Below are 11549 nucleotides of genomic sequence, written 5' to 3'. Positions count from 1 at the left end.
CTGCGGGAGAGGCCGAGTCAACAGGTAATAAACCCGAATATCAGTCGAACATTACCAAGTAAAAATGGCGCAACTGGATTTTTCGCAAGGCATGTCCTGGCGATTGCCACAGGTGTCTTCTTCGAGAGCATAGGCGTTGGATGCCGAGAGGGAAGCAATCGCCGCAAATGCTAGCGCAGCCGTGCTTTGTTGTTCGAGGCGGCCCGACAATTCGACTACAGATACCGAAAATTTTTTCATTGCATCATCTTTTTCAGAATTAGAAAGGAAGGGAAAGTCCCCTATCGGCGACCTATTCGCCGATAGGGGACATCATGCATGTCCTCGTCACTCCTAGCAACAATCTTTAGGCGCTTTATGCAATGCGCCTAAATAAATTTGCCACTATGAGTAATGCATAACATAACCCCTCGACCATGATGAATTGAAACAATTTAATGGACAGTTTTTTGGGTATCATTTGACGCAAAGTGAAAAATGAGCTAATGCCGAGTTACTTCCACAGTCGGTCGAACACATGCGAGCCGCTGGGTTCCTTCTTCTTGACACCGGCCGTAAAGCGGTCGGTGAACTGGCTGCCATTGTGGACCGGGCAGACCTGCTCGACTTTGCTGACGAAGTCGTCGCTGCTAGCATCGGTCTCGTCGGCGTACGGTTCGACGAAGACCCAGCGCGTGGCGCGGTCGATGGTTACGAATAGGTAGCAGCGCGACGGCTCATTCTGCATTTGCGGCAAATACTTGATGTCGATGTGTAGGAAGCCCGGCTCGTAGTCCTTGAAGGTTTTTTTCGTGGGCGACGCGGCGCCTTCCTGTTCAACCAGGTTGCGCAGGTCGGAGACGCCGTGGCGGCGCAGGCAACGCCCCAGGCCGGCACGCGAAAAGGCGGGATTGATGAACTCGCACGTGACCGCCAGCAGGTCGTCCGTAGGCAGTAGCAGCGTCTTGTGCAACTCCACCACGATGATTTCCTGCTCGGGCTTGAGAGTCGTGCACATTTTTTTTGGAGCATGCGACTTGTCTTGCGGCGACTCGCGGTTCTGTCACTTCCGGATCGTCTGACGGGTGACGTTGTACAGCCTGGCCAGTTCGGCTTGCGGGAGCGTGGAGTTCCTGATTTCTTCGCGGATCAGATGGGTGGTACGGGCTTGGCTGTGCAGTGCCTGGGTCATCGGGTTGCCATGGAAAGATCGTATTGGAACAATGTACGCAAAACGTGCCTGGCCTTGAAGAGGGGCCAGCTACGAATGGGTACATGATCCCCCGATTCCAGATAGCTACAGAACATGCGGCCCATCCACTGATATATCCTCGACCGAATCCGATAATTTAGAAACCTTCTCCATGGACTGAACATTCATGCGTTACGCATTGAGTACTAGAAGAAATTGTTCCATACGCCAGCACCATTATTTAATGGCAATGACTTATCTCTAGGGAGAAATACATGCAATTATTGACGATGAATGAAATTTCCTTGGTGTCCGGCGGCGATCGTGGCGATTCCTCGGTCAACGACGCTATTGCCGGCGGCACCGCTGGTTGGCATGCCATTTCACGCGGCGGCGCGCTCGGCCGTGGTCTTTGCGCTTTGGCGGGTGCAGTGGGCATGGCGGGCAGCGTGGTTCTCGGCGCCGCAGCCGGCTATGTGATCTACTTATCACTGGCTAAATATCGATTACTCGACGACAGATAAATGTGTTTTTAGCGAGCATAAGCGTCGCGTTGCTGCGCTGGCTCCCGATTGCAGTGCTCGCGCTGCGGCGGATTCGCTATCGTATTCCGCACCGGGTTTTGTTTGCTAAAGTCGCATTTGGTCCAGCCGGCTAGGTCGCAGTGTTACCACGTCCTTGGGGTGTGGTAATATATTCATCGATCCTAATATTAGTTCCCGGCGATCTGAAAAATACGGTTAATTCAAATTTAAAAGTAGGTCTGGCTATTTTAAATTTTGAGTTATGCCGGCTCATTCTAAAGCGCAACGCGGTTGCAATGACAACCACGCGGCACTGAATTCACACAACCGGTTATAAATCACCATGCCCTCCAATTTATCGCCTCCACGCCAGAGACCAGGATATCAATGGTTTTTCTATCTGATTGCCCTTGCAGGCATTCTGCTTCCGCTGATATGGGACAAGCGCATCATGATGTCTCCCGTTTTGCTGTTCGGCGCGGCGTGTGTTTCTACTGTTGCCAATCATTTAATCCAGGGAACCGGCAGGATCGACGAGGACGGGCTGTACTCGCGCGTGTTTTACTTGCGTCTCATCGTCTCCATTGCCGCGGTCTTTCTGCTGCTCGCGATCGATCACATTGCGCGTTCCTTTGCAGATTAAAGCCGGTGCATCCTACATACTATGCCGGTAGCACGGGGCAGGCTGGAGGGCCTCCCGGGGTAATGCGCGCGACCTTCCTGCTTATGCCTGCGGGATCTACGTCGTAGCGTTCCGTGCAAGTATCGGGCTTGAGTGATCTCGGCCACCCTACCCCGCTAAGCCGTCTGATATCCGCTTCCCGTTCGGCAGGCCAGCATGTTGTTCGCAGCTTCCTTCAGATTCCGCCTTGCGACGGACACCCTTGCCGTTCAGCTAGCACTTCCCCTTGCCGGGTGTGCAGAGGACTTGTACCTCCAAGTCGTCCAACCCGCCTCCACAGCGAGCCGGGCAGCGCCATGCCTGGCGCACCAAAAAAAAACGGCACCCCGTAGGGTGCCGTCTTCATTCTAGCGAAGCTAGACGATTACTCGTCGTCGCCGTGATGCTGTTCGGCCGGAGCCGCCGCATTCTGCTGGTCTTCCATCGCCTGCAGTTCGGCAGCCATGTTGGCCTTTTCTTGCTGCAGCAGTGCCTGGCGCTCTTCCGCCTCCCACACTTCCTTCTCTTTCTTGGCGCGGTGGAATGCCAGACCGGTACCGCCAGGGATCAGGCGGCCGACGATGACGTTTTCCTTCAGGCCGCGCAGGCCGTCGCGCTTGCCCATGATCGCCGCTTCGGTCAGCACGCGGGTGGTTTCCTGGAACGATGCGGCCGAGATGAACGAATCGGTCGACAGCGATGCCTTGGTAATACCCAGCAGCACGTTCTCGTAGGTCGCTTGCAGTTTGCCTGCGGCTTCCATGCGGTCGTTCTCTTCCAGCAGCTCCGAACGCTCCACCTGCTCGCCGACGATGTAGTCGGTGTCGCCGGCTTCGACGATGGCCACGCGGCGCAGCATCTGGCGCACAATCACTTCGATGTGCTTGTCGTTGATCTTCACGCCCTGCAGACGGTAGACGTCCTGCACTTCGTCGACGATGTAACGAGCCAGCGCTTCGATACCCAGCAGGCGCAGGATGTCTTGCGGATCGGCCGGACCATCGACGATCATCTCGCCCTTGTTCACGACTTGACCATCGTGGACCAGCACTTGCTTGTCCTTGGTGATCAGGAACTCGTGCTTGTTGCCGTCCATGTCCGTGATTTCCAGACGCTGCTTGCCCTTGGTTTCTTTACCGAAGGCGACGGTACCGGTGACTTCAGCCAGCATGCCCGCGTCTTTCGGCGAACGTGCTTCGAACAGTTCGGCAACGCGCGGCAGACCACCGGTAATGTCGCGGGTCTTCTGCGATTCGGTCGGGATACGTGCCAGCACTTCACCCACCGACACGCTTTGGCCGTCTTTCACCATGATCAGCGCGCCAACCTGGAAACCAATCGCCACGGCGTGTTCGGTGCCGGCGATCTTCACTTCCTGGCCTTCTTCGTTCAGCAGTTTCACCTGCGGACGCACAACCTTACCAGCCGAACCACGACGCTTCGGATCGATCGCGACCAGGGTCGACAGACCGGTCACTTCATCGACCTGGCGAGCGACGGTGACGCCCTCTTCCACGTTCTCGAAGCGGATCGTACCGGCGTACTCGGTAATGATCGGACGGGTCAGCGGATCCCAGGTTGCCAGCGCGGTACCGGCCTTGACTGCCTGGCCGTCCTTGACGATCAGGGTCGCGCCGTATGGCACCTTGTGACGCTCGCGCTCACGACCGTGGTCGTCGGTGATCAGCACTTCGCCCGAACGGGTAATGACGATTTGCGCGCCCTTGCCGTTGGTGACGTAACGCATGGTCGCCGTGAAGCGGACCGTACCGTTGGACTTGGCTTCGACCGACGATGCCACTGCCGCGCGCGATGCCGCACCACCGATGTGGAAGGTACGCATGGTCAGCTGGGTACCCGGCTCACCGATCGACTGTGCTGCCACGACGCCGACTGCTTCGCCGCTATTGACCATCGAGCCGCGGCCCAGGTCACGACCGTAGCACGATGCGCACAGGCCATAACGGGTGTCGCAGTTCAGCGGGGTGCGCACCTTGACTTCGTCGATGCCGAGACGCTCGATCTCTTCGACCATGTCTTCGTCCAGCAGCGTGCCAGCTTCGTACACGGTTTCCTGGGTCTCAGGATTGACGACATCGTGGCCCGTCACGCGGCCCAGGATGCGGTCGCGCAGCGCTTCGATCACTTCACCGCCTTCGACCATCGCCTTCATGAAGGTGCCGTTGGTGGTCTTGCAATCGTCCTCGATCACGACCAGATCCTGGGTCACGTCGACCAGGCGGCGGGTCAGGTAACCCGAGTTAGCGGTCTTCAGCGCGGTATCGGCCAGACCCTTACGGGCGCCGTGCGTCGAGATGAAGTACTGCAACACGTTCAGGCCTTCGCGGAAGTTCGCGGTAATCGGCGTTTCGATAATCGAACCGTCCGGCTTGGCCATCAGGCCTCGCATACCCGCCAGCTGGCGAATCTGGGCTGCCGAACCACGCGCGCCCGAGTCGGCCATCATGTAAATCGCGTTGAACGATTCCTGGGTGCCTTCGGTACCGTCACGACGGGTGACCGGCTCGACCTTGAGCTGGTCCATCATGGCCTTGCCGACTTCATCGGAGGTCTTGCCCCAGATATCGACGACCTTGTTGTAACGCTCGCCGGCGGTGACCAGGCCCGAGCTGTACTGCTGCTCGATCTGCTTCACTTCGGCTTCGGCGGTGGCGATCATGCCCTTCTTGACGTCCGGGATCTTCATGTCGTCGACGGCGATCGAGATACCGGCGCGCGTTGCAAGGCGGAAGCCCGACTGCATCAGCTTGTCGGCGAACACGACGGTCGCACGCAGGCCGCACTTGCGGAACGACGTGTTGATCAGCTTCGAGATTTCCTTCTTCAGCGAGCGGTTCAGCACGCTGAACGGCAGGCCTTTCGGCAGGATCTCGGACAGGATCGCACGGCCGACCGTGGTCTCGTAACGGGTGACGGTGCGCTCGAATTCGTCGCTGCCGGCCACGCGTGGGAACTCGACGATACGCACGGTGATGCGGGTCGCCAGTTCGACTTCTTTATTGTCGTACGCGCGGATCACTTCCGACACGTCCGGGAACATCATGCCTTCGCCCTTGGCGTTGATCGCCTCGCGGCTGGCGTAGTACAGGCCCAGCACGATATCCTGCGACGGCACGATCGACGGCTCGCCGTTCGATGGGAACAGGATGTTGTTCGACGCCAGCATCAGCGTACGCGCTTCCATCTGCGCTTCGATCGACAGCGGCACGTGGACTGCCATCTGGTCACCGTCGAAGTCGGCGTTGAACGCCGCGCAAACGAGTGGGTGCAGCTGGATGGCCTTGCCTTCGATCAGGACCGGCTCGAACGCCTGGATACCAAGGCGGTGCAGGGTTGGTGCACGATTGAGCATGACCGGGTGTTCCTTGATGACTTCTTCAAGGATGTCCCAGACCACTGGTTCCTGGATTTCGACGAGCTTCTTGGCCGCCTTGATGGTCGTTGCCAGACCCATCAGTTCGAGCTTGTTGAAAATGAACGGCTTGAACAGTTCCAGGGCCATCAGCTTCGGCAGGCCGCACTGGTGCAGTTTGAGCTGTGGGCCGACCACGATGACCGAACGGCCCGAGTAGTCGACGCGCTTGCCCAGCAAGTTCTGACGGAAACGACCGCCCTTGCCCTTGATCATCTCGGCCAGCGACTTCAGCGGACGCTTGTTGGCGCCGGTCATCGCTTTACCGCGACGGCCGTTGTCCAGCAGCGAATCGACCGCTTCTTGCAGCATGCGCTTTTCGTTACGCGTAATGATTTCCGGCGCGCGCAGTTCCATCAGGCGCTTGAGGCGGTTATTACGGTTGATGACGCGGCGGTACAGGTCGTTCAGGTCGGAGGTCGCGAAGCGGCCGCCGTCCAGCGGCACCAGCGGACGCAGCTCTGGCGGCAGCACTGGCAGCACTTCCATGATCATCCAGTCCGGCTTGATACCCGAACGCTGGAACGCCTCGAGCACTTTCAGGCGCTTGGCGTATTTCTTGATCTTGGCTTCGGATTTCGATTCCTTGAGCTCCACGCGCAGGGCTTCGGCATCGCGGTGGATGTCGATCGAGCGCAGCAGCTCACGGATGCCTTCGGCACCCATGAATGCGGTGAAGTCGTCGCCGTACTCTTCGTACTTGGCGGCGTAGTCGTCTTCCGACATGATCTGCGACTTCTTCAGCGGGGTCATGCCAGGATCGGTCACGACGTACGCTTCGAAGTACAGCACGCGTTCGATGTCGCGCAGCGTCATGTCCAGGACCATGCCCAGGCGCGACGGCAGCGACTTCAGGAACCAGATGTGCGCGGTTGGCGAAGCCAGTTCGATGTGGCCCATGCGCTCGCGGCGCACCTTGGCCAGCGTGACTTCGACGCCGCACTTCTCGCAGATCACGCCGCGGTGCTTGAGGCGCTTGTACTTGCCGCACAGGCACTCGTAGTCCTTGATCGGGCCAAAGATCTTGGCGCAGAACAGGCCGTCGCGCTCTGGCTTGAAGGTACGGTAGTTAATGGTTTCCGGCTTCTTGACTTCGCCGAAGGACCACGAACGGATTTTCTCGGGCGACGCCAGGCCAATCTTGATGGCGTCGAAGGTTTCGTTCGTTTGAACTTGCTTGAATAGATCGAGCAGTGCTTTCATTTATCACTCCAGGTGATTGAATTCTTTACGTACTACTTGCCGCCGGTTCTCACTGATTTTCGCCAGTGCTTGCCGGGACCGCTTACCCCTGAAAGCGCCATCCCGGCGCAGGCCGGGATTCAAGTTTGCCGGTGAATTCACCGGGCTTGGAGCCCCAGCCTGCGCCGGGGCGACGAGTCAAGGGCGGCAGGCCGGGCCCGAAGGCCGGCGACCATGCCGACTTGCTTAGTTGCGCTCGAGATCGATGTCGATACCCAGCGAACGGATTTCCTTCACCAGCACGTTGAACGATTCCGGCATGCCGGCGTCGATCACGTGGTCGCCCTTGACCAGGTTCTCGTACACCTTGGTACGGCCGTTCACGTCATCCGACTTCACGGTCAGCATTTCCTGCAGCACGTAGGACGCGCCGTAGGCTTCCAGTGCCCACACTTCCATCTCACCGAAGCGCTGGCCACCGAACTGGGCTTTACCGCCCAGTGGCTGCTGCGTCACCAGCGAGTACGGACCGGTCGAACGCGCGTGCATCTTGTCGTCCACCAGGTGGTGCAGTTTCAGCATGTGCATGAAGCCGACCGTGACCTTGCGCTCGAACGATTCGCCGGTACGGCCGTCGAACATCGTGACCTGGTTCTTCGACGGGGTCATGCCCAGCAAAGTAGCGATCTCGTCAGGGAACGCCAGGTCGAGCATGCGGCGGATTTCCTCTTCGTTGGCGCCATCGAAGACCGGGGTCGCGAACGGCACGCCGTTCTTGAGGTTGTTCGCCAGGGTCAGGATTTCTTCATCGCTGAAGCTGTCCAGGTCTTCCTTGCGGCCAGTTTCGTTGTAGATCTTGGCCAGGAAGCCGCGCAGTTCTTCCGCTTTCGCTTGCGCACGCAGCATGTCGCCGATACGCAGGCCCAGGCCCTTTGCCGCCCAACCGAGGTGGGTTTCCAGGATCTGGCCGACGTTCATTCGCGAAGGAACGCCCAGCGGGTTCAGCACCACGTCCGCAGGGGTACCATCGGCCATGAACGGCATGTCTTCGACCGGCACGATACGCGAGACCACACCCTTGTTACCGTGGCGGCCCGCCATCTTGTCGCCCGACTGCAGGCGGCGCTTGACGGCCAGGTAGACCTTGACCATCTTTTGCACGCCTGGCTGCAGCTCGTCGCCTTGCGTGAGCTTCTTGCGCTTCTCTTCGAAGGCCAGGTCGAACTGGTGACGCTTTTCGTTGATCGATTCCTTGATCGCCTCGAGCGCGTTGGCGGTGTCGTCGTCGGCCGGACGAATGTCGAACCAGTGGAACTTGTCCAGGTCCGCCAGGTATTCGGCGGTGATTGCAGCGCCCTTGGCCAGCTTCTTCGGACCGCCGTTGACGATCTTGCCGTTCAACATGCGCTCCAGACGCTGGAAGGCATCGCCTTCGACGATACGCATCTGGTCGTTCAGGTCCAGGCGATAGCGCTTGAGTTCATCGTCGATGATCTGCTGGGCGCGCTTGTCGCGCTGGATGCCTTCACGGGTGAAGACCTGGACGTCGATCACGGTGCCGATCATGCCCGATGGCACGCGCAGCGAGGTGTCTTTCACGTCCGACGCTTTTTCGCCGAAGATCGCGCGCAACAGCTTTTCTTCCGGGGTCAGCTGGGTCTCGCCTTTCGGGGTGACCTTACCGACCAGCACGTCGCCAGCCTGCACTTCGGCGCCGATGTAGACGATGCCCGATTCATCCAGGCGCGCCAGCTGGTTTTCTGCCAGGTTCGAGATGTCGCGGGTGATTTCTTCCGCGCCGAGCTTGGTGTCGCGCGCGACCACCGACAGCTCTTCGATGTGGATCGAGGTGTAGCGGTCGTCCTTGACCACGTTTTCCGAGATCAGGATCGAATCCTCGAAGTTCAGGCCGTTCCATGGCATGAACGCCACCAGCATGTTCTGGCCCAGGGCCAGTTCGCCCAGGTCGGTCGATGCGCCGTCGGCAATCACGTCGCCACGGGCAACGCGGTCGCCAACCTGCACGATCGGACGCTGGTTGATGTTGGTGTTCTGGTTCGAACGGGTGTACTTGATCAGGTTGTAGATATCCACACCGACTTCGCCCGCGGTTGCTTCGTCGTCGTTGACGCGAATCACCACACGGCCGGCATCGATATAGTCGACCACGCCGCCACGCAGGGCTTGCACGGTGGTACCCGAGTCAACTGCCACGGTGCGCTCGATGCCGGTACCGACAAAGGCTTTTTCCGGACGCAGGCAAGGAACGGCCTGGCGCTGCATGTTGGCACCCATCAGCGCGCGGTTCGCATCATCGTGTTCCAGGAACGGAATCAGGGATGCTGCCACCGAGACGATCTGGCCTGGTGCGACGTCCATGTACTGGATGCGCTCTGGCGAGACGAGAATGGTCTCGCCGGCTTCGCGCGCCGATACCAGTTCGTCGACCAGCTGGCCCACTTCATTGATCGCGGCGTTAGCCTGCGCAATGATGTAGCGGCCTTCTTCGATCGCCGACAGGTATTCGATCTTGTCGGTGACTTTCGAATCGTCGACCTTGCGGTACGGGGTTTCCAGGAAGCCGTATTCGTTCAGGCGGGCGTACAGTGCCAGCGAGTTGATCAGGCCGATGTTCGGGCCTTCAGGCGTTTCGATCGGGCACACGCGGCCGTAGTGGGTCGGGTGCACGTCGCGCACCTCGAAGCCTGCACGTTCGCGCGTCAAGCCGCCCGGTCCAAGAGCCGAGACGCGGCGCTTGTGGGTCACTTCCGACAGCGGGTTGGTCTGGTCCATGAACTGCGACAGCTGCGACGAACCGAAGAATTCACGGATCGCGGCCGAGATCGGCTTGCTGTTGATCAGGTCATGCGGCATCAGGTTGTCCGCTTCGGCCTGGCCGAGGCGTTCCTTGACGGCGCGTTCCACACGCACCAGGCCGGCACGGAACTGGTTCTCAGCCAGTTCGCCGACGCAACGCACGCGGCGGTTACCCAGGTGATCGATGTCATCGACTTCGCCGCGGCCATTGCGCAGCTCGACGAGGATCTTGATCACGGCCAGGATGTCTTCGTTCGACATCGTCATGGCGCCAGTCAGTTCGTCACGGCCGATACGGCGGTTGAACTTCATGCGGCCGACAGCCGACAGGTCGTAGCGCTCAGGGCTGTAGAACAGGCCGTTGAACAGGGCTTCGACCGATTCTTCGGTTGGCGGCTCGCCTGGACGCATCATGCGGTAGATCGCCACGCGAGCGGCGGTCTGGTCGGCGGTGTCGTCGGTGCGCAGGGTTTGCGAAATGTAGCCGCCCTGGTCCAGGTCGTTCGTGTAGAGCGTCTGGATGTCGCTCACGTCGGCGTCGCGCAGCTTGCCCAGCAGTTCTTCGGTCAGCTCGTCGTTGGCCACGGCGATGACTTCGCCGGTGTCCTGGTCGACGATGTTACGTGCCAGCACGCGGCCGAGCAGGTAGTCTTCTGGTACCGAGATGCTCTTGATACCGGCAGCTTCGATGTCGCGCACATGCTTGGCATTGATGCGCTTGTCTTTGGTGACGATGGTCTTGCCCGACTTCGGATCGACGATGTCGAAGCGCGCCACTTCACCGCGCAGGCGTTCGGAGACGAACTCGAGCTCGCCGCCTTCATTGCGCAAGGTGAAATTGTCGAAGACGAAGAAGTTCGCCAGGATCTGCTCGGGCATCATGCCGATGGCCTTGAGCAGGATCGTGACCGGCATCTTGCGGCGGCGGTCGACGCGGAAGAACAGGATGTCTTTCGGGTCGAACTCGAAGTCCAGCCACGAGCCGCGGTAAGGAATGATCCGTGCCGAGAACAGCAGCTTGCCCGAGGAGTGCGTCTTGCCGCGGTCGTGTTCGAAGAACACGCCTGGCGAGCGGTGCAGCTGCGAGACGATGACGCGTTCCGTGCCGTTGATCACGAACGAGCCGTTCGTGGTCATCAGGGGCAGTTCGCCCATGTACACTTCCTGCTCTTTCATTTCCTTCACGACCGGCTTGGTCGGCGATTCCTTATCCAGGATCACCAGACGCACCTTGGCGCGCAGCGGCGAGGCGAAAGTCAGGCCGCGCTGCTGGCATTCTTTCACGTCAAACGCAGGATCGCCCAGCACATAAGAGAGGAACTCGAGACGCGCAAAACCATTGTGCGACACGATAGGGAAGATGGAGCTGAAGGCCGACTGCAGGCCTTCGTTCTTGCGGACAGACGGGGTGGCGTCGGCCTGCAGGAAATTCTCGTAGGATTCAAGCTGGGTAGCCAGAAGGTAGGGAACGTTGTGAACGTTGGCGCGCTTCGCGAACGACTTGCGAATGCGCTTCTTCTCAGTAAATGAGTAGTGCATGGACACTCCGTGAGTGACAGAAAGGATGAGAATTCAGGAATTGCGAGTGGTGGGAGTGCCACATGCAAGGCCTGAAGCCTCTGCTTTCCCGTCAGGTGAAAAAGGACGAGCTACTGCTGTGTTACGATATTTCCGACTGCATGACTTGTTGCCCCACCACAGCGATCCAGCACAGCGGTTCGGCACGTATGCCGCAGGGACGACAAAAGAGCCAAAGCAGCT

Annotated in this window: 5 protein-coding genes and 1 pseudogene; 2 read left to right on the top strand and 4 right to left on the bottom strand. The window is 59.3% G+C overall.

Annotated features, from left to right (window positions below; translation table 11 throughout):
- Positions 1–51: 51 nt before the first annotated feature.
- Together NRS07_RS02445 and NRS07_RS02440 are read right to left on the bottom strand one after the other, a co-directional pair.
- Positions 52–240 carry a hypothetical protein gene (locus NRS07_RS02445; protein ID WP_259210841.1) on the bottom strand — a complete coding sequence of 63 codons (189 nt, stop codon included), beginning with the start codon at positions 238–240 and terminating at the stop codon, positions 52–54.
- Positions 241–496: 256 nt separating this feature from the next.
- Positions 497–1171 (bottom strand): annotated as a pseudogene (locus NRS07_RS02440) (IS481 family transposase); the annotation flags it as partial.
- A 275-nt stretch (positions 1172–1446) separates the two neighbouring features.
- On the opposite strand from NRS07_RS02440, the gene NRS07_RS02435 reads away from it, so the two are divergent.
- Positions 1447–1695 carry a hypothetical protein gene (locus NRS07_RS02435; protein ID WP_259210840.1) on the top strand — a complete coding sequence of 83 codons (249 nt, stop codon included), beginning with the start codon at positions 1447–1449 and terminating at the stop codon, positions 1693–1695.
- Positions 1696–2038: 343 nt separating this feature from the next.
- Positions 2039–2338 carry a hypothetical protein gene (locus tag NRS07_RS02430; protein WP_259210839.1) on the top strand — a complete coding sequence of 100 codons (300 nt, stop codon included), beginning with the start codon at positions 2039–2041 and terminating at the stop codon, positions 2336–2338.
- Positions 2339–2741: 403 nt separating this feature from the next.
- Here the strand turns inward: NRS07_RS02430 and rpoC are convergent, their stop codons facing one another.
- Both rpoC and rpoB read right to left on the bottom strand, forming a co-directional pair.
- Complete coding sequence (rpoC, locus tag NRS07_RS02425) at positions 2742–6992, bottom strand: DNA-directed RNA polymerase subunit beta' (protein ID WP_259210838.1); 4251 nt, start codon at positions 6990–6992, stop codon at positions 2742–2744.
- A 225-nt stretch (positions 6993–7217) separates the two neighbouring features.
- Entirely contained in the window at positions 7218–11327 is a 4110-nt protein-coding gene (rpoB, locus tag NRS07_RS02420; protein ID WP_259210837.1) for a DNA-directed RNA polymerase subunit beta, read from the bottom strand.
- Positions 11328–11549 lie beyond the last annotated feature (222 nt).

This window comes from Massilia sp. H6 (assembly GCF_024802625.1).
In the GTDB taxonomy this organism is placed as follows: domain Bacteria; phylum Pseudomonadota; class Gammaproteobacteria; order Burkholderiales; family Burkholderiaceae_D; genus Telluria.
This window is presented reverse-complemented; position numbering and strand designations above follow the sequence as displayed.